Annotated in this window: 27 protein-coding genes; 11 read left to right on the top strand and 16 right to left on the bottom strand. The window is 62.6% G+C overall.

Features of this window, described 5'->3' with window-relative positions:
• Positions 1–8: 8 nt before the first annotated feature.
• The gene (locus tag MOQ67_RS29875; RefSeq protein ID WP_017845031.1) at positions 9–554 is read right to left on the bottom strand and encodes a hypothetical protein; all 546 of its coding nucleotides are present in this window, start codon (positions 552–554) and stop codon (positions 9–11) included.
• Positions 555–582: 28 nt separating this feature from the next.
• On the bottom strand, positions 583–2,010 hold the full coding sequence (locus MOQ67_RS29870) for a coniferyl aldehyde dehydrogenase (protein WP_057003959.1): 1,428 nt from the start codon (positions 2,008–2,010) through the stop codon (positions 583–585).
• Positions 2,011–2,156: 146 nt separating this feature from the next.
• Between MOQ67_RS29870 and MOQ67_RS29865 the strand changes: the two genes are divergently transcribed.
• Both MOQ67_RS29865 and MOQ67_RS29860 read left to right on the top strand, forming a co-directional pair.
• On the top strand, positions 2,157–2,828 hold the full coding sequence (locus tag MOQ67_RS29865; protein WP_017845029.1) for a TetR/AcrR family transcriptional regulator: 672 nt from the start codon (positions 2,157–2,159) through the stop codon (positions 2,826–2,828).
• A gap of 33 nt (positions 2,829–2,861) precedes the next feature.
• Positions 2,862–3,716: a sulfurtransferase gene (locus MOQ67_RS29860; protein WP_288075876.1), complete on the top strand. Its 855-nt coding sequence runs from the start codon at positions 2,862–2,864 to the stop codon at positions 3,714–3,716.
• Positions 3,717–3,743: 27 nt separating this feature from the next.
• Here MOQ67_RS29860 and MOQ67_RS29855 read toward each other — a convergent pair whose 3' ends face one another.
• The 4 genes from MOQ67_RS29855 to MOQ67_RS29840 form a co-directional block, all read right to left on the bottom strand.
• Entirely contained in the window at positions 3,744–4,739 is a 996-nt protein-coding gene (locus MOQ67_RS29855; RefSeq protein WP_046381750.1) for a hydrolase, read from the bottom strand.
• 62 nt (positions 4,740–4,801) lie between these two features.
• Positions 4,802–5,419, bottom strand: coding sequence for a 16S rRNA (guanine(966)-N(2))-methyltransferase RsmD (rsmD, locus tag MOQ67_RS29850; protein ID WP_017845026.1), 618 nt, complete (start codon positions 5,417–5,419; stop codon positions 4,802–4,804).
• The gene (locus MOQ67_RS29845) at positions 5,419–6,909 is read right to left on the bottom strand and encodes a M16 family metallopeptidase (protein WP_017845025.1); all 1,491 of its coding nucleotides are present in this window, start codon (positions 6,907–6,909) and stop codon (positions 5,419–5,421) included. Before MOQ67_RS29845 ends, rsmD begins: the two co-directional genes overlap by 1 nt.
• On the bottom strand, positions 6,902–8,257 hold the full coding sequence (locus MOQ67_RS29840; protein ID WP_017845024.1) for a M16 family metallopeptidase: 1,356 nt from the start codon (positions 8,255–8,257) through the stop codon (positions 6,902–6,904). Before MOQ67_RS29840 ends, MOQ67_RS29845 begins: the two co-directional genes overlap by 8 nt.
• 341 nt (positions 8,258–8,598) lie before the next feature.
• Between MOQ67_RS29840 and ftsY the strand changes: the two genes are divergently transcribed.
• From ftsY to rpoH, 4 genes are all read left to right on the top strand, one after another.
• Positions 8,599–9,903: a signal recognition particle-docking protein FtsY gene (gene ftsY, locus MOQ67_RS29835; RefSeq protein WP_079444873.1), complete on the top strand. Its 1,305-nt coding sequence runs from the start codon at positions 8,599–8,601 to the stop codon at positions 9,901–9,903.
• A complete protein-coding gene (gene ftsE / locus MOQ67_RS29830) occupies positions 9,900–10,571 on the top strand; it encodes a cell division ATP-binding protein FtsE (protein ID WP_017476533.1) in 672 nt (223 codons plus the stop codon). Before ftsY ends, ftsE begins: the two co-directional genes overlap by 4 nt.
• On the top strand, positions 10,568–11,590 hold the full coding sequence (ftsX, locus tag MOQ67_RS29825; protein WP_017845021.1) for a permease-like cell division protein FtsX: 1,023 nt from the start codon (positions 10,568–10,570) through the stop codon (positions 11,588–11,590). The genes ftsE and ftsX overlap by 4 nt, the downstream gene beginning before the upstream one ends.
• 129 nt (positions 11,591–11,719) lie before the next feature.
• Complete coding sequence (rpoH, locus tag MOQ67_RS29820; RefSeq protein WP_017845020.1) at positions 11,720–12,574, top strand: RNA polymerase sigma factor RpoH; 855 nt, start codon at positions 11,720–11,722, stop codon at positions 12,572–12,574.
• Between the two features lie 124 nt (positions 12,575–12,698).
• On the opposite strand, the gene mtgA is transcribed toward rpoH, so the two are convergent.
• Complete coding sequence (gene mtgA / locus MOQ67_RS29815) at positions 12,699–13,421, bottom strand: monofunctional biosynthetic peptidoglycan transglycosylase (RefSeq protein ID WP_017845019.1); 723 nt, start codon at positions 13,419–13,421, stop codon at positions 12,699–12,701.
• A 74-nt stretch (positions 13,422–13,495) separates the two neighbouring features.
• Between mtgA and MOQ67_RS29810 the strand changes: the two genes are divergently transcribed.
• The 4 genes from MOQ67_RS29810 to trmB all read left to right on the top strand — a co-directional run bounded on the left by MOQ67_RS29810 (position 13,496) and on the right by trmB (position 15,757).
• Positions 13,496–13,876 (top strand): DUF423 domain-containing protein, encoded by a 381-nt coding sequence (locus MOQ67_RS29810; RefSeq protein ID WP_017845018.1) that lies wholly within the window; start codon positions 13,496–13,498, stop codon positions 13,874–13,876.
• Between the two features lie 85 nt (positions 13,877–13,961).
• On the top strand, positions 13,962–14,162 hold the full coding sequence (gene thiS / locus MOQ67_RS29805; protein ID WP_008434168.1) for a sulfur carrier protein ThiS: 201 nt from the start codon (positions 13,962–13,964) through the stop codon (positions 14,160–14,162).
• Between the two features lie 65 nt (positions 14,163–14,227).
• Positions 14,228–15,022 carry a thiazole synthase gene (locus tag MOQ67_RS29800; protein ID WP_017845016.1) on the top strand — a complete coding sequence of 265 codons (795 nt, stop codon included), beginning with the start codon at positions 14,228–14,230 and terminating at the stop codon, positions 15,020–15,022.
• Positions 15,023–15,031: 9 nt separating this feature from the next.
• Positions 15,032–15,757, top strand: a complete 726-nt coding sequence (trmB, locus tag MOQ67_RS29795) for a tRNA (guanosine(46)-N7)-methyltransferase TrmB (protein ID WP_017845015.1) — start codon at positions 15,032–15,034, stop codon at positions 15,755–15,757.
• A 143-nt stretch (positions 15,758–15,900) separates the two neighbouring features.
• Here the strand turns inward: trmB and MOQ67_RS29790 are convergent, their stop codons facing one another.
• The 9 genes from MOQ67_RS29790 to MOQ67_RS29750 all read right to left on the bottom strand — a co-directional run bounded on the left by MOQ67_RS29790 (position 15,901) and on the right by MOQ67_RS29750 (position 22,529).
• Positions 15,901–16,224, bottom strand: a complete 324-nt coding sequence (locus MOQ67_RS29790; RefSeq protein ID WP_003176691.1) for a DUF3392 domain-containing protein — start codon at positions 16,222–16,224, stop codon at positions 15,901–15,903.
• 19 nt (positions 16,225–16,243) lie between these two features.
• Positions 16,244–17,446 carry a radical SAM family heme chaperone HemW gene (gene hemW, locus MOQ67_RS29785; protein WP_448675760.1) on the bottom strand — a complete coding sequence of 401 codons (1,203 nt, stop codon included), beginning with the start codon at positions 17,444–17,446 and terminating at the stop codon, positions 16,244–16,246.
• Positions 17,443–18,039 (bottom strand): RdgB/HAM1 family non-canonical purine NTP pyrophosphatase, encoded by a 597-nt coding sequence (rdgB, locus tag MOQ67_RS29780; protein WP_026139793.1) that lies wholly within the window; start codon positions 18,037–18,039, stop codon positions 17,443–17,445. The genes hemW and rdgB overlap by 4 nt, the downstream gene beginning before the upstream one ends.
• On the bottom strand, positions 18,036–18,470 hold the full coding sequence (locus MOQ67_RS29775) for a DUF4426 domain-containing protein (protein ID WP_046381756.1): 435 nt from the start codon (positions 18,468–18,470) through the stop codon (positions 18,036–18,038). The genes rdgB and MOQ67_RS29775 overlap by 4 nt, the downstream gene beginning before the upstream one ends.
• 21 nt (positions 18,471–18,491) lie before the next feature.
• Positions 18,492–19,112 (bottom strand): methionine biosynthesis protein MetW, encoded by a 621-nt coding sequence (gene metW / locus MOQ67_RS29770; protein WP_017845011.1) that lies wholly within the window; start codon positions 19,110–19,112, stop codon positions 18,492–18,494.
• A gap of 7 nt (positions 19,113–19,119) precedes the next feature.
• The gene (gene metX / locus MOQ67_RS29765; RefSeq protein WP_275958128.1) at positions 19,120–20,259 is read right to left on the bottom strand and encodes a homoserine O-succinyltransferase MetX; all 1,140 of its coding nucleotides are present in this window, start codon (positions 20,257–20,259) and stop codon (positions 19,120–19,122) included.
• Positions 20,260–20,363: 104 nt separating this feature from the next.
• Entirely contained in the window at positions 20,364–20,951 is a 588-nt protein-coding gene (locus tag MOQ67_RS29760) for a YggT family protein (RefSeq protein ID WP_017845009.1), read from the bottom strand.
• A gap of 39 nt (positions 20,952–20,990) precedes the next feature.
• Positions 20,991–21,809, bottom strand: coding sequence for a pyrroline-5-carboxylate reductase (gene proC / locus MOQ67_RS29755; protein ID WP_017845008.1), 819 nt, complete (start codon positions 21,807–21,809; stop codon positions 20,991–20,993).
• A 33-nt stretch (positions 21,810–21,842) separates the two neighbouring features.
• Entirely contained in the window at positions 21,843–22,529 is a 687-nt protein-coding gene (locus tag MOQ67_RS29750; RefSeq protein ID WP_448675759.1) for a YggS family pyridoxal phosphate-dependent enzyme, read from the bottom strand.
• A 57-nt stretch (positions 22,530–22,586) separates the two neighbouring features.
• Between MOQ67_RS29750 and MOQ67_RS29745 the strand changes: the two genes are divergently transcribed.
• On the top strand, positions 22,587–23,621 hold the full coding sequence (locus MOQ67_RS29745; protein WP_448675758.1) for a type IV pilus twitching motility protein PilT: 1,035 nt from the start codon (positions 22,587–22,589) through the stop codon (positions 23,619–23,621).
• The last annotated feature ends 67 nt before the right edge of the window (positions 23,622–23,688 follow it).

The raw sequence follows: 23,688 nt of genomic DNA, 5'->3' as shown, positions 1-23,688 counted from the left end.
GATGCGAATCAGATCTTCGGCGGCCCGGGGTAGCCGCAATGGGCCCACGACGCCGGCCGGAAGTACCAGGCCATGATCACCAGCTTGAGCAACGAACCCTGGCCCATGCGCAGCAGGTTCAGGTAGCTGTTTTCCCAGCGGTGCAGGAAGTTGCGGATCTGTTCGCCACTGGCGTTTTCCCAACTGCCCCAGATCCCGGTCAGTGGGCCGCGGGTGATGCCCATGCCCAGCACGTCGAACAGTTGCTGGGTCAGCTTGAACATCTCCGGCGACAGGTGCTGCAGGCTGTAGTCGAGTTTTTTCAGGGTGTCTTCAATCCCGCTGGCAACTTCCTGGGCGCTGGCCACGCCTTCCAGCAGCACCGGGATCACCGCGCGCAGAAACGGCAAGTCGCTGCTGCGCAACAGGGCAAAGCCGCTGGCCGGAGTGCTGCTGGAGCAACCGCTGAGGCTGGCACCCAGCCCGGCGGTGGCCAGGAAGGCGCTGGCGCACAGGCCGATTTTCAGGACGCCGCGCCGCGACAGCGCGGGTGAATCAGTCAGGCTTGGGTTCATTGTTATGGTTATCCCGAGGGTGGCGGTATCAGCGGATAAACAGCTTCTGGATCAGCTTCTGGATCGATTTGCCGTAAGGCGGGTAGATCAACTTCGCGGCGTTCAGGCGCTGCTTGACCAGCACGCCCTTGGCCTTACTGAACGTGAGGAACCCTTCATGACCGTGGTAGTGGCCCATGCCTGATGGGCCGATGCCGCCGAAAGGCATGTCGTCCTGAGCCACATGCAGCAGCGTGTCGTTCAGGCATACGCCGCCGGAGTGGGTTTCGTGGAGTACGCGGTTCTGTTCGCGCTTGTTGTAGCCGAAGTAGTACAGGGCCAGTGGGCGAGGCCGCTGATTGATGTAGGCAAAGGCTTGGTCGATGCCGCGATAAGGCACGATCGGCAGCACCGGGCCGAAGATTTCGTCCTGCATCACTGTCATTTCATCGCTGACATTCAACAGCAGGCTGTGGGCCATGCGGCGTGCCTGGCCCTGGTCGTACAGAGGGATCAGGGTGGCGCCCTTGTCGGTGGCGTCCTTCACGTAGGCGTTGAGCCGGGCCAGTTGCCGTTCGTTGATGATGGCGGTGTAGTCCGGGTTGTTGGCCAGAGTCGGGTAAAAACCACGAAGCGCCTTGCTGTAGGCCTCGACGAAACCCTCGACGCGATCTTCCGGCACCAGCACGTAGTCCGGCGCCACGCAGGTTTGCCCGGCGTTCAGGGCCTTGCCGAAGGCGATGCGTTCGGCGGCGTCCTTGAGGGGCACATCGGCGGAAACGATCGCCGGCGATTTGCCGCCCAGTTCCAGCGTGACCGGGGTCAGATGCTCGGCCGCCGCGCGCATCACATGTTTACCGATGCTGGTGGCGCCGGTGAACAGCAGATGATCGAAGCGCAGCCTGGAAAATGCCATGCCGACGTCGGCCTCGCCCAGCACCACGCACACCAGGTCTTCGGGGAAGACCTTCGCCAGCAGGGTCTTGAGCAGTTCGCCGGTGGCCGGGGTCGATTCGCTGAGTTTGAGCATCACCCGATTGCCCGCGGCCAACGCACCCACCAATGGCCCGATGGCCAGGTACAGCGGGTAGTTCCAGGGCACGATCACCCCGACCACGCCCAGCGGTTGGTAGATGACTTTGGCCGAGGCGGGCTGGAAGGCAATGCCTACAGCGCGGCGGGAAGGTTTCATCCAGCCACTGAGGTGTTTGCTCGCATAGTGAATGCCATGCAGGCTGGGCATCAGTTCGGCGAACAGGGTTTCGTCGGCGCTGCGATGGCTGAAGTCCTGGCTGATCGCGTCGATCAGCGCCTGGCGTTCGTCGCTGAGCACTTCGCGCAAGGCCTTGAGCCATTGCTGGCGTTGCGCGGCCGGCGGCATCGGGTTGGCGGCGTAGGCGCGGCGTTGGGCGTCGAACAGGCCCTGGAGTTGATCCAGTGTCTGGGAATCTTGCGGGTAGGCAACGTTGGCAGACATGGTGCAGTTCCGGATTGTTATTGGTCTGCCTGGATTTTTAGAGTTATTGCTCTAAATTGTCAAATGGCATTGCAGCCATAACTGGATTTATCCCGGCAAGGTTAGGCCGTAAGATGGTCGATCACGTGTACAGAAGCTGATCCCCTATGGCACCACGAGTAAAGACCAGCGAGCGCATTGTGCAAACCAGCCTGGAGCTTTTTAACCAGCAGGGCGAGCGCAGTGTCAGCACCAACCATATCGCCGCCCATATGGAAATTTCGCCGGGCAACCTGTACTACCACTTCCCCAACAAGCAGGCGATCATCGCCGTGCTGTTTCGCGAATACGAAGCCTTGGTCGACAGTTTCCTGCGCCCGCCCCAGGGTCGCACCATGGTGGTGGAGGACAAGCGCTTCTACCTGCAGGCGGTCCTGGCCGGCATGTGGCGCTACCGTTTCCTGCACCGTGACCTCGAACACCTGCTGGAGAGCGACCCGGAACTGGCCACCGGCTACCGGCGCTTTTCCCAGCGTTGCCTGATTCAGGGTGGCGCCATTTACCGAGGGTTTGTCGATGCCGGCATTCTCAATATGGATCCGGTGCAAACCGAGGCGCTGACCCTCAACGCCTGGATCATCCTTACCTCCTGGGTGCGGTTTTTGTGTACCACCAATGAAAAATCCACACATCTGAGCGCCGAAGCGATCAAGCGCGGGGTGTATCAGGTGCTGGTGCTGGAAGCGGGGTTTGTCACGCCGCAGGCCAAAGCGGCGGTGGATGCACTGTTCAAAGAGTTTTACGTGCCGTTGAACCAGGCACTGGAAGAAGTGAAGTAGGATCTTTCCCGAATTTGTTCACAGGAGTCTGTCATGCCACTTGCCCAACTGATCAGCCCCCAGCAACTGGCCGAGCGCCAACAGCGCGGCGCTCTGGTGATACTTGACTGCCGCTTTGCCCTGGAAGACCCGGACTACGGAATGTGCAGCTACGCCGAAGGGCATATCGAAGGCGCGCAATATGCCGACCTGGAGCGCCATCTCAGTGGGCCGGTGACCAAGGGCGTGACCGGGCGTCACCCGTTGCCGCAGGCGCAGACGCTCGCCGAGCAACTGCGTGCCTGGGGCATCAATGCCGATACCGATGTGGTGCTCTACGACGACGGCCCGGGTGTTTATGCCGCCCGCACCTGGTGGTCGCTGGCGTGGCTGGGCAAGCGTGATGGCGTGTTTATCCTGGACGGTGGCTTGAAGGCCTGGCACGCGGCCGGCTTCCCGTTAAGCCTGGATGCGCCGGTGATCGAGCGCGGCACCTTTGTCGGCACGCCGGACAATCGCCTGTTGCTGGATGCCAAGCAGCTGCAAAAACGCCTGGGCCAACCGGGCCTGACCCTGCTCGACGCCCGCGCCCAGCCGCGCTTTCGCGGCGATGTCGAGCCTATCGACCCGATTGCCGGGCACATTCCCGGCGCGCAATGTGCGGCGTTCACCGAAAACCTGGGCAGCGATGGGCGTTTCCTGCCGGCCGAGCAGCTCAAGCAGCGCTTCGCCGCCCAGTTGCAAGGCCGTTCGCCGGATGAGTTGGTGGCGTATTGCGGTTCGGGCGTGACGGCGTGCCATAACCTGTTCGCCCTGAGCCTGGCGGGTTACCCGTTGGGCAAGTTGTATGCGGGCTCGTGGAGCGAGTGGATTACTGATCCAACGCGGGAAATCGCGACGGGCGACTGAGTTGTCCTGCGTGTAAACCCACCTTGTTTAACGGGGTTGTGTCAGCAGCCATTGCGGAATCCGCCGCTCCAGGTAGTAACCGGGGCGCTTCAGCGAACCGTCGACAAACCCCACATGCCCACCCTTGGCCAGCAATTCGAACTCGGTGCAATCCGACAACTCGCTGGCTTCGGGCAGGCTATGGGCGAAGACAAACGGGTCATCGGCCGCCTGGATGATCAGGGTCGGCGTGCGGATATCGCCCAGGTAGTAACGGCTCGACGCGCGGCGGTAATAGTCTTCGGCACTGAGGAAACCATGCAGCGGCGCGGTGACCCGGCCGTCGAAGTCCCAGAACGTGTGCATCTTCTCCAGAGACCCGAGTGCCTCCAGGGCCTTGAGCCCTTCAGCACGACCATCCTGTAAAAAGCGGCTTTGCTTGACGCGGATATACGCCACCATCTCGCGCATGAAGTGCTTTTGGTACACCCGCGAAAAGCCCAGGCCGATGCGATCGGCGCACTGATCCAGACGAAACGGCACCGACACCGCCGCCGCGCCTTGCAGCCCCGAATTCGCGCCGGTTTCGCCCAAATGCTTGAGCAGCACGTTGCCCCCCAGGGAATAACCCACCGCATACAACGGCGCCAACGGCCGCTTGGCGCGCAGATGGGCAATCGCCGCCGCCAGGTCTTCGCTGGCGCCCGAGTGGTAGCTGCGCGCCAACAGGTTCGGCTCGCCCGAGCATCCGCGCCAGTTCAAGGCCGCACTGGCCCAGCCCTGGGCGGCGAGGGCTTTTTGCAGGCCGGCCACGTAAGGCGAGTTGGACGAGCCGGTCAGCCCATGCAGTACCAGCACCAACGGCGCTTGCGCGTCATGGGGGCCATGCCAGTCGAGGTCGAGAAAGTCGCCGTCGTCCAGCCACAGGCGTTCGCGTGGGCGTTCGAGGTGCGTGGTCGGGCGCCACAGCGGCCCCCACAACGTTTGCAGATGAGGGTTGCCGAGGCCGAAGGCGGGTTTGAACAGGTCTGAAGAGGGGGTCATGACACTCTCTGTGGCACGCGGACTCACTGTGGCGAGCGAGCTTGCTCGCCACAAAAGCCCGTTCAGGCCGAGGGCTGTACCGAACGTTGCCACAATGCGTAATACACCCGCCCGGATTTCTGTTCCCGGTGCAGGCGCCAGCTGCCGGGCAGGCCCAGGCTGGATGGCGCGCTTTCGCTTTCAGTGTAGATCCACGAGTCCGGCGCCAGCCATTGGCGCTCTTCCAGCAACGCGCACACGGTCGGCAGCAGGTTCTGGTTGAACGGCGGGTCGAGGAACACCACGTCGTATTCGCTGGCGGCCTGGGTTTCCAGGTAGCGCAGCGCGTCGGCGGTCTGCACCTGGCCGTTGGTGCAGCGCAGGGTGCCCAGGTGTTCCTTGAGGCTGGACACCGCCACATTGCTGGCATCCAGCGCCTGTGCCTGGGCCGCGCCACGGGACAGCGCCTCGAGGAACAGCGCGCCGCTGCCGGCAAACGGGTCGAGTACCTTGGCCCCGGCGATGTAGGGTGCCAGCCAGTTGAACAGGGTTTCACGCACGCGATCCGGCGTTGGGCGCAGGCCCACGACGTCGGGGAAGCTGAGCTTGCGGCTGCCCCATTCACCGCCAATGATGCGCAGTTGGCCCACACCGTTATGCACGTTGTGGACAGGTTTTTTCGGGCGAGATGAACTGGCCATTAATGCTCCGGAACCCCGAGCGGCTGCTCGGCAGGTTTATCAGTGGGGGGCGGTAGTGGCTTTTGCGCAGTCGTCGGGCCGGCGGTCACGATGACCATCTTGTCGGCGCTCAGGTGTTTGTTCAAAGCCGCTTTGACCTGTTCTACGGTCAGGGCCTGGGATTGTTTCATGAAATCTTCCAGATAGCTCAGCGGCAGGTTGTAGAAACCCATGGCGCCCAGTTGCCCGACGATATCGGCGTTGCTCGCGGTGGACAGCGGGAAGCTGCCGCTCAGCTCGCGCTTGGCGTCATCCAGCTCCTTTTGCGTCGGGCCGGTCTTGAGGTAGTCGGCCAGCACGTCTTCCACCAGGCGCAGGGTGCCGCCGCTCATTTCCGCGCGGGTCTGCAAGTTGATCATGAACGGGCCGCGCACTTGCATCGGCGAGAAACCGGAGTAGACGCCGTAGGTCAGGCCGCGCTTCTCGCGCACTTCACTCATTAAGCGGGTGCCGAAGCCCCCGCCGCCGAGGATCTGGTTGCCCAGGGACAGGGCGGCGTAGTCCGGGTCGGCGCGATCGATGCCCAGTTGCGCGAACAGCAGGTGCGTCTGCTTGGACGGGAACTCGATATGGCTCAAACCGGCCTTGGGCTCGGTCGGCTGGGCGATCTTCGCCAGGGCCGGGCCTTTGGGCAGCGAGGCCGAGACCTTGGCGGTCATGGCTTCGGCCTCGGCGCGGGTCAGGTCGCCCACCACGGCAATCACAGCGTTACCCGCGGCATACGCCTTGGCGTGGAATGCCTGCAACTGTGCCTGGGTGATTTTCGGAACGCTCTCGGCCGTGCCTTCGCTCGGGTGAGCATACGGGTGGTCGCCGTACAGGCGCTTGAACAGCTCCAGGCTCGCCAGTTTGCCGGGGTTCTGCTTCTGATACTCAAAGCCGGCGAGGATCTGGTTCTTGATGCGCGCCAGGGAGTCTGCGGGGAAGGTCGGTTTGCCGATCACCTGGTCAAACAGCGCCAGGGCGGCGTCGCGCTTGTCGCTGTCGCTCAGGCCGCGCAGGGACACCAGCGCCATGTCGCGGTAAGCGCCATTGCCGAAGTCCGCGCCGAGGCCTTCAAAGCCGCTGGCGATCTGGCTCACATTCTTGCCCGGCACGCCTTCGTTGAGCATGGCGTTGGTCATCAGCGCCACGCCAGGGACGTTGCCGTCCTGGCTGCTGCCGGCGGCGAACAGGATACGCATGTCGAACATCGGCAGTTCGTGGGCTTCGACGAACAGCACCTTGGCGCCTTCGGCGGTGTTCCAGGTCTGCACGTCGAGCTTGCGGTTGGTCGGCGCCTTGCCGTCCAGTTCCGCCAGGGATTGCAGTGTGTGGGTCGACTGGGCTTTTTCCAGCGCCGGGCTGGCGACGGATTCGCTTGGGCGCAGGAAATACACCGCGCTCGCCGCGATCAGGGTGACGGCGATCAGGCCGGGCAGGATCAGGCGGCTGCTTTTGCGATCACTCATGAGCGGTCTCCTCAGGCAGGACATGGGCGACGCTGAGACGTTCGCGGGTGAAATAGGTACGTGCGGCCTTCTGGATATCGTCCGGGGTCACGCTTTGCAGGTCGGCCAGTTCGGTGTCCATCAGTTTCCAGGACAGGCCGACGGTTTCCAGGGAACCGATGGCGGTCGCCTGGCTGGTGATCGAGTCGCGCTGGTAGACCAGGCCGGCAATGACCTGGGCGCGGATACGCTCCAGCTCCTCGGCGGTCGGCGGCTTGGCTTTGAGTTCTTCCAGCAGGCGCCACAGGCCGGCTTCGGCTTGTGCGATGGTCTTTTTCTTCTGCTGGTTCGGTGTGGCGCTCAGGGTGAACAGGCTGTCACCGCGGGTGTAGGCGTCGTAGTTGGTGGAGGCGGAGGAGACCAGCTCTTCACCGCGTTCGAGCCGTTCCGAAATGCGCGCGCTGTAGCCGCCGTCGAGCAGGGCCGAGATCAGGCGCAGGGCTTGTACCGAGCGTTTGTCTGGCGCGGTGGCCAGGCCGGGCACGTTGAAGCCCAGGATCACGCTCGGCAGTTGGGTCTGCACATGCATCGTCAGCAGGCGCTCGCCGGGCTCGGCCAGTTCCAGCGGGATCTTCGCCGGTGGCACGTCACGCTTGGGGATCGGGCCGAAGTAGCGCTGGGCCAGGTTCTTCACCTCGTCCGGGGTCACGTCGCCGACCACCACCAGGGTGGCGTTGTTCGGCACGTACCAGGACTGGTACCAGTGGCGCAGTTCTTCGACCTTCATGCGGTCGAGGTCGGCCATCCAGCCGATGGTCGGCGTGTGGTAGCCGCTGGCCGGGAAGGCCATGGCCTTGAAGCGCTCGAAGGCCTTGGACATCGGGTTGTCGTCGGTGCGCAGGCGGCGTTCTTCCTTGATCACTTCGATCTCGCGGCTGAACTCGTCGGCCGGCAGGCGCAGGCTGGCCATGCGGTCGGCTTCGAGTTCGAAGGCGACACCCAGGCGGTCACGCGCCAGCACTTGGTAGTAGGCGGTGTAGTCGTCGCTGGTGAAGGCGTTCTCTTCGGCGCCCAGGTCGCGCAGGATCAGCGAGGCTTCGCCGGGGCCGACCTTGGAGCTGCCCTTGAACATCATGTGTTCCAGGGCGTGGGACAAACCGGTCTGGCCCGGGGTTTCGTAGCTCGAACCGACTTTGTACCAGACCTGGGAAACCACCACCGGCGCGCGATGGTCTTCGCGCACGACCACTTTGAGGCCGTTATCCAGGGTGAATTCATGGGTGGGTTGTGGGTCGGCAGCCAAGGCTGAGAGGGGCAGACAAACTGTGCTGAGCAGCAGGCCTGCGGCGCGGCGGGCTAGAGCATTCATTCGTTTTTAAACCTGTTGGGCTGCCCGCTTGGTCTTAGCGTCGGCGGGCGAGGAGGTGCTAGGATACTGATCCGATTTGGGGACGGCCACTGCGGTCGTCATACCGTTCTGGATTCAGTTGTAGGAATTTTGAAGTTTGCTACGGTTTTCCCCGACAATCTTCATCTTTTCGCCGATGTTATCGCTTCAATTCCATATTGAATCGATTTGTTGAGGCCTTTATTTACGCCTTACAAAATGTTGCGCATGAACGAGCGAGCGTTAAAGCAGTCTGTTCTGCATCGAATTTTTATTTACCGAGGCGCCCTTGGCGCGTCGCTACCTTGAGATAGCCGTCCTCCATGTTTGGTTCCAACGACGACAAGAAGAGTCCAGCTGCGGCTGGCGAGAAAAAAGGCCTGTTCGGATGGCTGCGCAAAAAGCCGCAGGAAACCGTCGTCGAACAGCCGCAGGTTCAATCTGAGCCGACCCCTGAGCCCTTGGTAGGCGCCGAACCGACCGCGCCGGTGGCGCAAGCCGAGCCTGAGCACAAACCGTGGCTGGCACTGCCGGTGGCCGAAGAGCCCGTGGCATTGGTCGAAGATGTGCAGGCCGAGCATGTGACGCCGCCGATTCCGCAGGTTGAGCCGGTGGCGGTCGAGCCGACTCCCGCACCTGTTGTGGCCGCGGCGCCCGCAGTGATCGCGCCGTCGCCCGTGGTTGCCGCCGAACCGAGCAAAACCGGGTTCTTCGCCCGCCTCAAGCAAGGCCTGAGCAAAACCAGCGCGACCATCGGCGAAGGCATGGCCAGCCTGTTCCTGGGCCGGAAGACCATCGATGACGAACTGCTGGAAGACATCGAAACCCGTCTGCTGACCGCCGACGTGGGCGTCGAAGCCACCGCCGTGATCATCCAGAGCCTGACCCAGAAGGTCGCGCGCAAGCAGTTGACCGACGCCGATGCGCTGTACAAATCCCTGCAGGCCGAGCTGGCCGCGATGCTCAAGCCGGTCGAAGCGCCGTTGGTGATTACTCCGAAGAAGCCGTTCGTGATCCTGGTAGTCGGCGTCAACGGCGCCGGCAAGACCACCACCATCGGCAAACTGGCCAAGAAGCTGCAGTTGGAAGGCAAGAAAGTCATGCTCGCCGCCGGCGACACCTTCCGCGCCGCGGCCGTCGAGCAACTGCAGGTCTGGGGCGAGCGCAACAAGATCCCGGTCATCGCCCAGCACACCGGCGCTGATTCCGCTTCGGTGATCTTCGATGCCGTGCAAGCCGCCAAGGCCCGCAACATTGATGTGCTGATCGCCGATACCGCCGGTCGCCTGCACACCAAAGACAACCTGATGGAAGAGCTGAAGAAAGTGCGCCGCGTGATCGGTAAGCTCGACGGCGAGGCTCCGCACGAAGTCTTGCTGGTGCTCGACGCCGGTACTGGCCAGAACGCCATCAGCCAGGCCAAACAATTCCACCAGACGGTGCAACTGACCGGCCTGGCATTGACTAAGCTCGACGGCACGGCCAAGGGCGGCGTGATCTTCGCCCTGGCCAAGCAGTTCGGGTTGCCGATTCGGTATATCGGCGTCGGTGAAGGTATCGACGACCTGCGCACCTTTGAAGCCGAACCCTTTGTCCAGGCACTGTTTGCCGAGCGGGAGCGTTCATGATTCGATTCGAACAGGTCGGTAAACGCTATGCCAATGGGCATGTCGGCTTGCATGAGCTGAGTTTTCGAGTGCGTCGCGGCGAATTCTTGTTTGTCACCGGCCATTCGGGTGCCGGCAAAAGTACCCTGTTGCGCCTGCTGCTGGCCATGGAACGCCCGACCACCGGCAAGCTGCTGCTGGCCGGCCAGGATCTGGCCACCATCAGCAATGCGCAGATTCCGTTCCTGCGCCGCCAGATCGGCGTGGTGTTCCAGAACCACCAGTTGCTGTTCGATCGCACGGTGTTCAATAACATTGCGTTGCCGTTGCAGATCCTTGGGCTGTCCAAGGCCGAAATCATCAAGCGCGTGGACTCGGCGCTGGAGCGCGTGGCGTTGTCGGACAAGACCGACCTCTACCCCGGCGACCTGTCCACCGGCCAGCAACAGCGCGTCGGCATCGCCCGCGCCATCGTCCACCGCCCGGCCTTGCTGCTGGCGGACGAACCCACCGGTAACCTCGACCCGCGCCTGGCGGCCGAGATCATGGGCGTGTTCGAAGATATCAACCGCCTGGGCACCAGCGTGCTGATCGCCAGTCACGACCTGGCACTGATCGCGCGCATGCGCCATCGCATGCTGACCCTGCAACGCGGTCGCCTGATCGGCGACGGGGAGGCTGGCGTATGAGTGCGACACGCAGCCCCAAGGTTTCCGAGCGCGTGGCGCCGAAACCGGCCGACCCGCAACCGAAAAAGAAAAAACACGACGAAGACGACGGCCCGGATTTCGCCACGCTGCTGCGTGCCTGGATCGAAAGCCATCGTGCCAGCCTGCTCGACAGCCTGCGTCGCCTGGGCAAGCAGCCGATCGGCAGCTTTTTCACCTGCCTGGTGATGGCCGTGGCCTTGAGCCTGCCCATGGGCTTGTCGCTGCTGCTTAATAATGTGGAGCGCCTGGGCGGTTCCTGGCAGCGCGCCGCGCAGATTTCGCTGTACCTGAACCTGGATGCCAGCGCCAAAGACGGCGAGGCCCTGCGCGAAGAGATCAAGAACCTGCCGGGGGTGGCGGATGCCGAGTACATCAGCCGCGATCAGGCCCTCGAGGAATTCCAGCAACAGTCCGGCCTGGGCGAGGCGCTCAAGGAGCTGCCGCAGAACCCGCTGCCGGGCGTGGTGCTGGTGACGCCGAATGAAGTCGACAAACCGGCCCTGGAAGCCCTGCGACAAAAACTCGCAGAGATGCCCAAGGTGCAACAGGCGCAACTTGATCTAGTCTGGGTAGAGCGCCTGGCGGCGATCCTCAAGCTGGGCGACCGCTTTGTGTTCGGCCTGACGGTGTTGTTGGTGTCTGCATTACTTTTGGTGATAGGTAATACCATTCGTCTTCATATTGAAAACCGTCGCACCGAGATAGAAGTGATTAAACTGGTCGGCGGCACGGACAGCTATGTGCGTCGTCCTTTTCTGTACATGGGCGCGCTTTATGGCTTCGGTGCGGGGATTTTGTCCTGGGGCTTGTTGGCGTTCGGCCTGGACTGGCTGAACGACGCGGTCATCGGGCTGGCCGGCTTGTACGGCAGTGATTTCGCATTGGCCGGGGTGCCGGTCGCCGATGGTCTGTCGCTCTTGCTTGGCGCGGTCTTGTTGGGGTATATCGGTGCGTGGATTGCGGTCGCACGGCATTTACGTGAGCTGGCACCGAAGTAGTTAATGTCAGATTAATGTGGTTTCGTTTGTATTGACCGTATCAGTGGTTTAGGGAACTTGTCCTACGGTTCCCGGTCAATTTTCGCAGTGCTGAACTGCACGAGTTATGTGAGTCGGAGGTTTTTTCGTATGACCACTTCTTTGCAACCTGTTTATGCCTTGGTCCCGGGTGCGAACCTGGAGGCCTATGTGCACACGGTCAACAGCATTCCATTGCTGACACCGGAGCAGGAGCGTGAACTGGCCGAGAGTCTCTACTATGAGCAGGATTTGGGGGCGGCTCGGCAGATGGTGCTCGCCCACCTGCGTTTTGTCGTACATATCGCCCGTAGCTATAGCGGCTACGGCCTGGCCCAGGCTGACCTGATCCAGGAAGGCAACGTCGGCCTGATGAAGGCAGTGAAGCGCTTCAACCCGGAAATGGGTGTGCGCCTGGTGTCGTTCGCCGTTCACTGGATCAAGGCGGAAATCCACGAGTTCATCCTGCGCAACTGGCGCATCGTGAAAGTCGCGACCACCAAGGCCCAGCGCAAGCTGTTCTTCAACCTGCGCAGCCAGAAAAAACGCCTGGCGTGGCTGAACAACGAAGAAGTCCACCGCGTGGCCGAAAGCCTCGGTGTGGAGCCGCGTGAAGTGCGCGAGATGGAAAGCCGCCTGACCGGCCATGACATGGCCTTCGACCCGGCCGCCGAAGCGGACGACGACAGCGCCTTCCAATCGCCGGCCAACTACCTGGAAGACCACCGGTACGACCCGGCGCGTCAACTGGAAGACGCCGACTGGAGCGACAACTCCAACCACAACCTGCACGAAGCGCTGGAAGTGCTGGACGACCGCAGCCGTGACATCCTCTACCAGCGCTGGCTGGCCGAAGAAAAAGCCACGCTGCACGACCTGGCGCAGAAGTACAACGTGTCGGCCGAGCGGATTCGTCAGCTTGAGAAAAGCGCGATGAACAAGCTGAAGCTGTCGATCGCCGCTTAAAACTGTGGGAGGGGCGGTGCGACGATTCGACTTGCCCCCGATAGCTGAGTGTCAGTCGACATCAAGGTGACTGATCCATTGCTATCGGGGGCAAGCCCCCTCCCACATTTATTTCTGTGTTGTGTCAGTCGGACCAAGGCGCCTTGCGCGAATTGTTCAACTCAACCAGATAGCCATCCCCACCCAGTTGGCTCATCTGCTGGCGAATCCATGCCGCCCGCCGTGCCACATAGGCCGTTGGATGGCTGGCGCTCCATACCCGAGGATTGGGTAACACCGCCGCCAGATAGCTGGCCTGCTGCCGAGAAAGCGCCTTGGCACTCACCCCGAAGTGATGCTGCGCCGCCGCTTGCGCACCGAACACCCCTTCATCCCATTCCACGCTGTTGAGGTACACCTCAAGGATCCGCTGCTTGGGCCACAGCACCTCGATCAGCCCGGTAAACCAGGCCTCCAGGCCCTTGCGCAGATAACTGCGGCCGGACCACAGGAACAGGTTCTTCGATACCTGCTGGCTCAGCGTACTGGCGCCGCGGATCGAGCCGCCGCGCTCGTTGTGCAGGAGCGCCGCCTGGATCGCGCCGAAATCGAAGCCCCAATGTTGTGGGAAGCGCTGGTCTTCACCCGCCATCACCGCCACTTTGAGGTCGTTGGAGATCTCATCCCACGGCACCCAGGTGCGCTGCAGGTCAATCGGTTCGCCGTCAAACCAGGATTCGATCTTGCGCTCCACCATCAGCGCCGTGAACGGCGGCGGTACGACACGAAACAGCAGCACCAGCAACACGCTGCCGATGGCAAACCATTTCACGGCTTTGAGAAAACGATTGAAGAGGACACGCAGCATAGAGATGGCTTGGCCGAACCCGTTGAGCGGGCCATTATACAGACCCTGCCCAATGAGTCTGACTGGAGTTCCTCATGCTGCGTGGCTTTCTGATGCTGGCTGCTTTTTTCGGCTTCACCGGTGTCGCCCTCGGTGCGTTCGCTGCCCACGGCTTGAAAAACCGCCTGAGCGCCGAGTACCTGGCGATTTTCCATACCGGCGTGACCTACCAACTGGTCCACACCCTGGCGCTGTTCGGCGTGGCGTTGCTCGCGGCGCACCTGCCGGGCCGCCTGGTCACGTGGGCGGGCGTGTCGTTCGTCGTCGGCATCCTGCTGTTCTCCGGCAGCCTGTACGTGCTGACGATGACTGGCATCAGCAAGCTCGGCATCATCACGCCGTTCGGTGGCCTGGCGTTTCTGCTCGGTTGGTTCCTCCTGGGGCTGGCGGCGTGGCGCTTGCAGCAGGCGGCCTGAAGCGCGCTGCTGATCAAAGGGTCTTGGGCCAGCTACGCCAATCGGGCTAGAATGCTTGCCCCTAAAAACGATGGCGGCCCATGGCATGCGCATTCAGTTGAACGGCGAACCCTTTGAACTGCCCGACGGTGAAACCGTTGCGGCCCTGCTGACCCGTCTGGACCTGACCGGGCGTCGCGTCGCAGTGGAGCTCAACCAGGATATCGTCCCGCGTAGCCAACACGTCGAGACTGCGCTCACCGAAGGTGACCAGGTCGAAGTGGTCCACGCCATCGGCGGCGGCTAGTCGTCCGGCGCCCAGGCGCGCCACCCCGGATTCTGCAGAACCTCACCCCACCTCGAGGATTTCCCATGAGCATCGTTCGTAGCGACAAGCCCTTCGTCCTGGCCGGTCGTACCTACCAGTCCCGTCTGCTGGTAGGCACCGGCAAGTATCGCGATATGGAAGAAACCCGCCTGGCCATCGAAGCCTCGGGCGCCGAGATCGTGACCGTGGCCGTGCGCCGCACCAACATCGGCCAGAACCCGGGCGAACCGAACCTGCTGGATATCCTGCCGCCGGACCGCTACACCATCCTGCCGAACACTGCCGGCTGCTACGACGCCATCGAAGCTGTGCGTACCTGCCGCCTGGCCCGTGAGCTGCTCGACGGCCACAACCTGGTGAAGCTGGAAGTGCTGGCCGACCAGAAAACCCTGTTCCCCAACGTGATCGAAACCCTCAAGGCCGCCGAAACCCTGGTCAAGGAAGGCTTCGACGTGATGGTCTACACCAGTGATGACCCGATCATCGCCCGCCAACTGGCCGAAATCGGCTGCATCGCCGTGATGCCGCTGGCCGGCCTGATCGGCACTGGCCTTGGGATCTGCAACCCGTACAACCTGCAGATCATCCTCGAAGAAGCCAAGATCCCGGTGCTGGTGGATGCGGGCGTGGGCACTGCCTCCGACGCGACCATCGCCATGGAGCTGGGCTGCGAAGCGGTGCTGATGAATTCGGCCATCGCCAATGCCCAACAGCCGATCATGATGGCCGAAGCCATGAAACACGCCATCGTCGCGGGCCGCCTGGCCTACCTCGCCGGGCGCATGCCGAAAAAACTCTACGCCAGCGCCTCCTCGCCGCTGGATGGTCTGATCAAGTAAGAGCCATTGATGACTGAATCAAACGAAACGCCGAACACCGTGGAACAGGGCGACGAGTCCAAGCACCGCCGCATCAAGAGCTTTGTGATGCGCGCCGGTCGCATGACCGAAGGCCAGCAAAAGGGCCTGGAGCAAGGCACGCCGCTGTTCGTCCTGCCCCTGGCCGACGCGCCGGTGGACTATGACCAAGTGTTCGGCCGTTCGGCCCCGCGCTCCCTGGAAATCGGCTTCGGCATGGGCCATTCCCTGCTGGAAATGGCCGCAGCCGCGCCGGAACAGGATTTCATCGGTGTGGAAGTCCATCGCCCGGGTGTCGGCGCGCTGCTCAATGGCGTGCTGACCCAGGGTTTGACCAACCTGCGGGTGTACGACTGCGACGCGATTGAAGTGCTCAACCGCTGCATCGCCGACAACAGCCTCGATCGCCTGATGCTGTTTTTCCCCGATCCATGGCACAAAAGCCGTCACCACAAGCGCCGCATCGTCCAGGCGTCTTTCGCGGAGCTGGTGCGCAGCAAGCTGAAAGTCGGCGGTATCTTGCACATGGCCACCGACTGGGAACCCTATGCGGAATACATGCTGGAAGTGATGAACGTCGCCCCTGGCTACCGCAACCTGGCCGAAGACGGCAAATGCGTACCACGCCCGGCCGAGCGCCCGATCACCAAGTTCGAACGCCGCGGCGAGCGGTTGGGGCATGGGGTGTGGGATTTGAAGTTCGAGAAAGTCGACTGATCAGCCAGTAACTTGGAATGCGGCCAAAAAATGTGGGAGGGGGCTTGCCCCCGATAGCGGTGGGTCAGTCATAGAGTGGTTGACTGACACTCTGCTATCGGGGGCAAGCCCCCTCCCACATTGTTTTGTATCTGGCTTTAAATTCAGCGGCGGTCGGCGACGACGCCGATCAATACCAGCACCACCACCAATACCGGCGCCAGGCTGTAGTTGTTGAACTGGCTCAGCCCCCGCACAATCCACGGCGTGGCGTAGATCAGCGCGGCGCCGCTGCCGATCATGCACAGCAGGGCCATCAACGGTACGCGCAAGGCGCCGGCGATGCTGCCCAGGCGGGCTTCGACCCAGCCTTTGATATCAGCGCCGAACAGCACCAACAGGCAGCCGACGAGGGCCAGGGAGATTTCCGACAGGTTGCTGCGGCTCCAGCGGGATACGGTGGCGAGCAGGTCGAGTACCAAATCCATTCGATTTCCTTAAGAGCGATCAGCTCAAAAACTTCTGCAACAGGTCATTGAGAAAGAGTTGCCCGCGGTCAGTCGCCGCCAGGCGTGACGGTTCGACCTGCATTAAGCCACTTTGTTCTGCCTCGGTGCGGCCTTGCGCGAGGCTTGCCAGCGCCAGCCCGGTGCGTTCGGCGTAGAGCTTGGCGTCGACGCCTTCGGTGAGGCGCAGGGCGTTCATCAGGAACTCGAACGGCAGCTCTTCGTTGGTCAGCGCGTTCGTGCCGGCCAGGAAGCTTTTGGCCGGGTTGAGGTAGTCCTTCGGTGCGCGGGTCTTCCAGGTGCGGACGATGCGCCCGTCCGGGTGGCTGAGCTTGCCATGGGCGCCGGCACCGATGCCGATGAAGTCGCCGAAGCTCCAGTAGTTGAGGTTATGTCGCGCCGCTCGCCCCGGTTGTGCATAGGCCGAGACTTCATATTGCGCGTAACCGTGTTCGGCCAGCAGCGCCTGGCCAGCTTCCTGGATATCCCACAGGGTGTCGTCTTCCGGCAGCGTCGGCGGCTGGTTCCAGAATACGGTGTTGGGCTCCAGGGTCAGTTGGTACCACGACAAATGGGTCGGTTTGAGCGCAATGGCCTGGCGCAGGTCGCTCAGAGCGTCGTCCAAGGACTGATCGGGCAAGCCATGCATCAGGTCCAGGTTGAAGTTGTCGAACCCGGCCTGGCGCGCCATGCCGGCGGCACGCACGGCTTCATCGCCGTTGTGGATACGGCCCAGGGCCGCGAGTTTTTCCTGCTGGAAGCTCTGGATGCCGATGGACAGGCGGTTGATCCCCAGCTTGCGGTACGCCACGAACTTCTCTTGCTCGAACGTTCCCGGGTTGGCTTCCAGGGTGATCTCGATGTCGTCGGTAAACGGGATGCGTGCTTCCACGCCCTTGAGCAGGCGGCCCAGCGCGGCGGCACTGAACAGGCTCGGCGTGCCGCCACCGAAGAAGATCGAACTCAGTTCCCTGCCGTAAACCGCGTGCAGGTCCTGATCGAGGTCGGCCAGCAGCGCATCGACGTACTCTTCTTCCGGCAACACAGGGCTGGCGGTGTGGGAGTTGAAGTCGCAATAAGGGCATTTGCGCACGCACCACGGGATGTGGATGTACAGCGCCAGGGGCGGCAGATGGGGCAGGGCCGCCCGTGGTGTTTGCGCGCCGCCGTGGATCAGCGGCTGCGCGGAGGTGTTCTGGGTCATTTCAAGCCCAGGCGCTGGCGCAGCAAAGCCATGGCGCGGGCGCGGTGGCTGATCTGGTTTTTGTCGGCCGGGCTCAGTTCGGCGCTGGAGACATCGCGCTCCGGCACCCAGAACAGCGGGTCGTAGCCAAACCCATGCGCGCCGCTGGCCGCATGCAGGATGCGCCCGTGCCACAGGCCTTCGCAGAGGATCGGCAACGGATCGTCGGCATGTCGCACCAGGGCCAGCACGCAGACGAACTGCGCGCCACGCTCGGCATCCGGCACGTCCTTGAGCACATCGAGCAGCTTGGCGTTGTTCGCCGCGTCGCCTTTGCCGTCGGCATAGCGCGCCGAATAGATACCGGGGGCGCCGCCGAGGAAGTCCACCGCCAGGCCCGAGTCGTCCGCCAGCGCCGGCAGGCCGGACAGGCGCGCGGCATTGCGCGCCTTGAGGATGGCGTTCTCGACGAACGACAGGCCCGTTTCTTCGGGCTCGACCTGGCTGAACTCGCCGATCGAGCGCAGTTGCACGGACTCGCCGAGCATGGCCTGGAGTTCTTTGAGTTTGCCGGCGTTATGGCTGGCCAGCACGAGTTGAGTCAGGTTCATCAGTCCGCCGGAAACAGTTCCTGGTTGAATTGGAAACCATGGGCCTTGCCGCCGGTTTCAACGTTGATGGTGAAAACCCGCACTTCCTGTTGCGGCACGTTGTAGGGCGCGAGGTAATAGATCGCACCTTTTTCGGTAATCTGCTTGAACGTCAGGATTTCGCTCCTGCCGCTCAGGTCTTTGATCGTGCCGGTCACTTGCGCGGCCACGGGCGTCACGCCCTTGATCACGGTCACGTTGATCAAGCCCTTGTTCTTGCTGCGTACCACGCCGACAGCCTGGGCCGTATCGGGTTGCAGGAAGCTGGAGGTGAAGGTGTTGTAGTGTACGGTGATATCGCCAAATTCCTTCTGGCGCTTACTGTCGATGGCATCGGCGGCCATGGCGCTGACGCCCAGGCACGCGGTGAGTAGAAATACAGCCAGGCGTCTCATATTCGTCTTCCTCGAAAATAGTTAGACGGCGATCTTGTGGTCTGTCAGGCCCGGGCTGCTGACCCGGTAAATCCCGATTTCACCCAACAGGTTGGGCCATAGTTTACTCGCCCAGCCGTGGCGGTGCTGTTGATCGACGGCAAGGCGGTTGATCACCTTGGCTTCCCGCTCGCCACACAGGGCTTCGAAGTCTTCGAAGGTGCAAAAGTGGATGTTCGGCGTGTTGTACCACGTGTACGGCAGGAAATCCGACACCGGCATGCGGCCCTTGGTGGCCAGGTACCAGCGGCAGCGCCAGTGACCGAAGTTGGGGAAGGTGATGATGCACTGGCGGCCGACACGCAGCATTTCGTCGAGGATGCGATCCGGGTAATGCACCGCCTGCAGGGCCTGGGTCATCACCACGACGTCGAAGCTGTTGCTAGCAAAGTTGCCCAGGCCCTTGTCCAGGTCCTGCTCGATCACGTTGATGCCCTTGGCCACGCACTCGGCGATGTTGTCCGGGTCGTTTTCCAGGCCATAGCCGGTGACTTGCTTGTTGTCGCGCAGCCAGCTCAGCAGTTCGCCATTGCCGCAGCCAAGGTCGAGCACGCGGCTGCCGGCGGGTATCCAGTCTTGGATGATTTCCAGGTCGGCTCTCATGGCGTTCTCACAGAGTTATGCGGTTCATGTAGTTACTGAACGCCTGCAGATAACGAGGAATCGGGATCAGGAAGGCGTCGTGGCCTTGCGGAGCATCGATTTCCAGGTAGCAGACGTCTTTCTTCGCCGCCATCAAGGCATCCACCAGTTCCCGCGAGCGGGCCGGCGAGAAGCGCCAGTCGGTGGTGAACGACATCACGCAGAACTTGGCCGACGCGCCCTCGAAGGTTTTCGCCAGGTCGTCGTCGAAGTTGGCGGCCGGGTCGAAGTAGTCCAGGGCCTTGGTCATCAGCAGGTAGGTGTTGGCGTCAAACCGCCCGGAGAACTCTTCGCCCTGATAACGCAGGTAGCTTTCCACCTGGAACTCGACGCTGTGGAAATCGTAGTTGAGTTTCTCGCTCTTGAGGCCGCGGCCGAATTTCTCGCCCATGGAATCGTCGGACAGGTAGGTGATATGCCCAACCATCCGCGCCAGCATCAAGCCGCGCTTGGGGATCACGCCGGCTTCCTGGAACGAACCGCCGTGGAAGTCCGGGTCGGTCAGGATCGCCTGGCGCGCCACTTCGTTGAAGGCGATGTTCTGCGCCGACAACTTGGGGGCCGAGGCGATGGCCAGGCAATGGCGCACGCGATCGGGGTAAGTGATGGTCCACTGCAGGGCCTGCATGCCGCCGAGGCTGCCGCCGATCACGGCGGCCCATTGCTGGATGCCCAGCCGGTCGGCCAGACGCGCCTGGCTGTGGACCCAGTCTTCCACGGTCAGCACCGGGAAGTCCGCGCCGAAGGGCTTGCCGGTTTCCGGGTTGAGGCTGCTGGGGCCGGTCGAGCCGTTGCAGCCGCCGAGATTGTTCAGGCTGACCACAAAGAACTTGTTGGTATCGATGGGCTTGCCGGGGCCGATGCAGCTGTCCCACCAGCCGGGCTTGCGCTCGTCGACGTTGTGGAAGCCCGCGGCGTGATGATGGCCGGACAAGGCGTGGCAGATCAGCACGGCGTTGCTCGCCGTGGCGTTCAACTGGCCGTAGGTTTCATAGATCAGGTCGTAGGCTGGCAGCGAACGTCCGCAGGCCAGGGCCAGCGGTTCGCTGAAGTGCGCCATTTGGGGCACGACCAGTCCAACAGAATCGGGGGGGAAGGCAGCTGGCATCGACCCTGCTCTCGTTTAAATGAGGCGTAAGTCTAAAGACCGCTGCCCCTAGCGGCAAGCAAAGGCCGGAGGTTATCCGGCCCTGACACGCAAGCGGGGCTGAATCAGATCAACCCGAACAGCTCTTTGGGCATGAACGCATAGAACGCCAGGCGCGGGATCACCCAGCTTTGCAGGAGCTGGATCGCGATAAACGCGAAGATCGGCGAGATGTCCAGACCGCCCAGGTTGGGGATCAACCGGCGGAACGGCGCCAGCACCGGTTCGGTGATCTGCGCGACCAGCTCGGCTCCAGGGCTGCGGCTGCCGGGTGCGACCCACGAGAGGATCACGCTGATGATCATCGACCAGAAGAGGATCTTCAAAAACAGCGAGAAAACCCCGATCAGCGCCCATGGCAGCAGCAGCAGGGTCAAGGCCTGGTAGCCGTTGAGCATCAGGATCACCGCGAACAGCAGGATCTGCAGCAGCAGCGCCAGCACCAGCGAGGACATGTCCAGCCCGAACAGGCTCGGGATCACCCGGCGCAGGGGCTTGAGCAGCGGCTGGGTGGCCTTCACCACGAACTGGCACAGCGGGTTGTAGAAGTTCGCCCGCACCAGTTGCAGGATAAAGCGCATCAGCACGATCAGCAGGTACAGGCTGCCCAGGGTCTGGATGATGAAAATGGCAGCGTCATTGATTCCGAGCATGTTCGATTCCTATCTAGTCCAGTTGCAGGTTGGGGACGACTATTTGCCCAGTTGCTCGGCCATCTCGGCCGAACGATGTGCCGCGGCACCCAGTGCTTTTTCCACCAGGGCTTCGAAGCCCCCGGCCTGGAACGATTCAATGGCGGCTTGCGTGGTGCCGCCGGGGGAAGTCACGCGGCGGCGCAGTTCGGCGGCATCCACGTCGCTGGTCACGGCCATCTGCGCGGCGCCCAGGGCGGTTTGCGCGGCCAGTTGCTCGGCGATGTCCCGGCTCAGGCCCAGTTTCACGCCGGCGGCGGTCATGGCTTCGATCAGCAGGAAGAAGTAGGCCGGGCCGCTGCCGGAGACGGCGGTCACCGCGTCCAGTTGCTCTTCCTGTTCCAGCCACAGGGCGATGCCCACGGCGGACAGCAGTTCCTGGGCCTGGTCGCGCTGTTCGGCGCTCACCTGGGCGGTGGCATACAAACCGCTCACGCCTTTGCGCAGCAGCGCCGGGGTGTTGGGCATGCAGCGCACGATGGGCTGGGCGCCGAGCCAGCGGTTCATGCTGGCGCAGGTGATGCCGGCGGCGATGGACACCACCAACTGGTGCGGCTGCAGGCTCGGGCGCAGGCTTTCGCATACGGCTTTCATGGCTTGCGGCTTGACCGCCAGCACGATCACGTCGACGCCCTGGATGGCCTCGGCGTTGTCGGCGAAGGTGTCGATACCGTGTTCGGCGCTGACGCGGGCGCGGGTTTCGGCGCCCGGATCGCTGGCGCGGATCTGTTGGGCTTGCAGGCCCTTGGCCCGCAGGCCGCCGATCAGGCTGGCCGCCATGTTGCCGGCGCCGATAAAGGCAATACGCGTGTTGCTCATGACAGGTCCTTATTCAGAGGGAAGTCGGCCATTTCACGGCTGACCGTAGTCGCGGGCGCCAAACAGGGCGGTACCGATCCGCACCCAGGTGGCGCCTTGGGCGATGGCCGACTCGAGGTCGTGGCTCATGCCCATGGAAAGTGTGTCGAGCGGCAGGTTCAAACTGGCTTGCAGGTCGCGGACGGCGGCGAACGCTGCATCCTGTGCGACGCGGTCTTCGGTCGGTTCAGGGATCGCCATCAAACCGCGCAACTTCAAGCGCGGCAGGGCGCTGATCGCGTTGGCCAGCGCCGGCAGGTCGGCGGGCGTGCAGCCGGACTTGCTGGCTTCGCCACTGACGTTGACCTGGATGCAGATGTTCAACGGGGCCAGGTCGGCCGGGCGTTGTTCGGACAGGCGTTGTGCGATTTTCAGGCGGTCCACGGAATGCACCCAAGCGAAGTTCTCGGCGATCGCGCGAGTCTTGTTCGATTGAATGGGGCCGATGAAGTGCCAACTCAAGGGCAGGTCGGTTAATTCGGCCTGTTTGCCCAAGGCTTCCTGCAGGTAGTTTTCGCCGAAATCGCACATCCCGGCGGCATAGGCTTCGCGCACGGCTTGCGCGGGCTTGGTCTTGCTCACGGCCAGCAGGTGGATGCTGTTTGCGTCACGTTGCACGGCGTCGGCTGCGGCGCGGATGCGCTGGCGAACCTGGCCAATGTTGTCTGCTATCGTCGACATTCAAGATGCGCCCGTGGATATGGAGTCCGCGGCATTCTACTGGAAATGGAAAGCCCTATGGATATCACTGAATTACTCACGCACAGCGTGCGCCGGGGCGCCTCCGACCTGCACCTGTCGGCCGGCCTCGCACCGATGCTGCGGATGGATGGCGAGGTCTGGTCCCTGGATGGGCCAGTGCTGTCACCCACGCACGTGGCGGATTTGCTCAGCCCTTTGCTCAACCGCTACCAACAAAAGGATTTCGAAACATCTCTTGAAACGGATTTCGCCTTCGAACTGCCCGGTGTCGGGCGATTCCGGGTGAATGTGTTCCAGCAGGCGCGTGGCATGGGCGCGGTGTTTCGCAACATCCCCGCCCAGGTTCAGAGCCTGGAAAGCCTTGGGTTGGGCGCGGTGTTCCAACGTATCGCCCAACTGCCGCGCGGCCTGGTGCTGGTGACCGGGCCCACCGGTTCGGGCAAGTCGACCACCCTGGCGGCGCTGATCGATCACCTCAACCAGCACCGGCGCCAGCACATCCTCACCTTGGAAGACCCCATCGAATTCATCCACCAGCCCTGCCGGGCCCTGATCAACCAGCGCCAGGTGCATCGCGACACCCACAGTTTTTCGGCGGCCTTGCGCTCGGCACTGCGGCAAGACCCGGATGTGATCCTGGTGGGTGAACTGCGTGACCTGGACACCATCCGCCTGGCGCTGACGGCGGCTGAGACCGGGCATCTGGTCTTCGGCACCCTGCACACCGCGTCGGCGGCCAAGACTGTGGATCGCCTGGTGGACGTGTTTCCGGCGGGAGAAAAGCCGATGGTCCGCTCGATGCTCTCGGAGTCGCTGCAGGCGGTGGTGTCCCAGGTGTTGGTCAAGAAGATCGGCGGCGGGCGCGTGGCGGCCCATGAAATCATGCTGTGTACGCCTGCCATTCGCAATTTGATCCGCGAAGACAAGGTGGCGCAGATCGTATCGGCGATTCAGACCGGTGGCGCATCGGGGATGCAGACGTTGGATATGCGCTTGAAGGCCTTGGTCACGCAGGGCGTGATCAGCCGGGAGGCGGCGCGGGAGAAGGCGAGGGTGCCGACAGATATATGAGATTTTGTGGGCAATGAAATCAAATGAGGGAGGGGCAAGCCCCTCCCACATGGGTACTGTATTCCAG

Source organism: Pseudomonas sp. LY-1 (genome assembly GCF_053502595.1).
Note: the sequence above shows the minus strand (reverse complement) of the source record. Positions and strands in the feature narration are given on the sequence as shown.

Excerpts from the sequence above, each read along its gene's own strand:
- MOQ67_RS29745 (WP_448675758.1), top strand. The coding sequence starts at position 22,587 with ATGGATATCACTGAATTACTCACGCACAGCGTGCGCCGGGGCGCCTCC.
- ftsE (WP_017476533.1), top strand. The coding sequence starts at position 9,900 with ATGATTCGATTCGAACAGGTCGGTAAACGCTATGCCAATGGGCATGTC.
- MOQ67_RS29840 (WP_017845024.1), bottom strand. The coding sequence starts at position 8,257 with ATGAATGCTCTAGCCCGCCGCGCCGCAGGCCTGCTGCTCAGCACAGTT.
- hemW (WP_448675760.1), bottom strand. The coding sequence starts at position 17,446 with ATGACCCAGAACACCTCCGCGCAGCCGCTGATCCACGGCGGCGCGCAA.
- MOQ67_RS29865 (WP_017845029.1), top strand. The coding sequence starts at position 2,157 with ATGGCACCACGAGTAAAGACCAGCGAGCGCATTGTGCAAACCAGCCTG.
- ftsY (WP_079444873.1), top strand. The coding sequence starts at position 8,599 with ATGTTTGGTTCCAACGACGACAAGAAGAGTCCAGCTGCGGCTGGCGAG.
- mtgA (WP_017845019.1), bottom strand. The coding sequence starts at position 13,421 with ATGCTGCGTGTCCTCTTCAATCGTTTTCTCAAAGCCGTGAAATGGTTT.
- MOQ67_RS29790 (WP_003176691.1), bottom strand. The coding sequence starts at position 16,224 with ATGGATTTGGTACTCGACCTGCTCGCCACCGTATCCCGCTGGAGCCGC.
- MOQ67_RS29855 (WP_046381750.1), bottom strand. The coding sequence starts at position 4,739 with ATGACCCCCTCTTCAGACCTGTTCAAACCCGCCTTCGGCCTCGGCAAC.
- ftsX (WP_017845021.1), top strand. The coding sequence starts at position 10,568 with ATGAGTGCGACACGCAGCCCCAAGGTTTCCGAGCGCGTGGCGCCGAAA.
- MOQ67_RS29845 (WP_017845025.1), bottom strand. The coding sequence starts at position 6,909 with ATGAGTGATCGCAAAAGCAGCCGCCTGATCCTGCCCGGCCTGATCGCC.
- MOQ67_RS29870 (WP_057003959.1), bottom strand. The coding sequence starts at position 2,010 with ATGTCTGCCAACGTTGCCTACCCGCAAGATTCCCAGACACTGGATCAA.
- thiS (WP_008434168.1), top strand. The coding sequence starts at position 13,962 with ATGCGCATTCAGTTGAACGGCGAACCCTTTGAACTGCCCGACGGTGAA.
- MOQ67_RS29860 (WP_288075876.1), top strand. The coding sequence starts at position 2,862 with ATGCCACTTGCCCAACTGATCAGCCCCCAGCAACTGGCCGAGCGCCAA.
- metW (WP_017845011.1), bottom strand. The coding sequence starts at position 19,112 with ATGAGAGCCGACCTGGAAATCATCCAAGACTGGATACCCGCCGGCAGC.
- rsmD (WP_017845026.1), bottom strand. The coding sequence starts at position 5,419 with ATGGCCAGTTCATCTCGCCCGAAAAAACCTGTCCACAACGTGCATAAC.
- MOQ67_RS29760 (WP_017845009.1), bottom strand. The coding sequence starts at position 20,951 with ATGCTCGGAATCAATGACGCTGCCATTTTCATCATCCAGACCCTGGGC.
- rpoH (WP_017845020.1), top strand. The coding sequence starts at position 11,720 with ATGACCACTTCTTTGCAACCTGTTTATGCCTTGGTCCCGGGTGCGAAC.
- metX (WP_275958128.1), bottom strand. The coding sequence starts at position 20,259 with ATGCCAGCTGCCTTCCCCCCCGATTCTGTTGGACTGGTCGTGCCCCAA.
- MOQ67_RS29875 (WP_017845031.1), bottom strand. The coding sequence starts at position 554 with ATGAACCCAAGCCTGACTGATTCACCCGCGCTGTCGCGGCGCGGCGTC.
- MOQ67_RS29775 (WP_046381756.1), bottom strand. The coding sequence starts at position 18,470 with ATGAGACGCCTGGCTGTATTTCTACTCACCGCGTGCCTGGGCGTCAGC.
- MOQ67_RS29800 (WP_017845016.1), top strand. The coding sequence starts at position 14,228 with ATGAGCATCGTTCGTAGCGACAAGCCCTTCGTCCTGGCCGGTCGTACC.
- trmB (WP_017845015.1), top strand. The coding sequence starts at position 15,032 with ATGACTGAATCAAACGAAACGCCGAACACCGTGGAACAGGGCGACGAG.
- proC (WP_017845008.1), bottom strand. The coding sequence starts at position 21,809 with ATGAGCAACACGCGTATTGCCTTTATCGGCGCCGGCAACATGGCGGCC.
- MOQ67_RS29810 (WP_017845018.1), top strand. The coding sequence starts at position 13,496 with ATGCTGCGTGGCTTTCTGATGCTGGCTGCTTTTTTCGGCTTCACCGGT.
- MOQ67_RS29750 (WP_448675759.1), bottom strand. The coding sequence starts at position 22,529 with ATGTCGACGATAGCAGACAACATTGGCCAGGTTCGCCAGCGCATCCGC.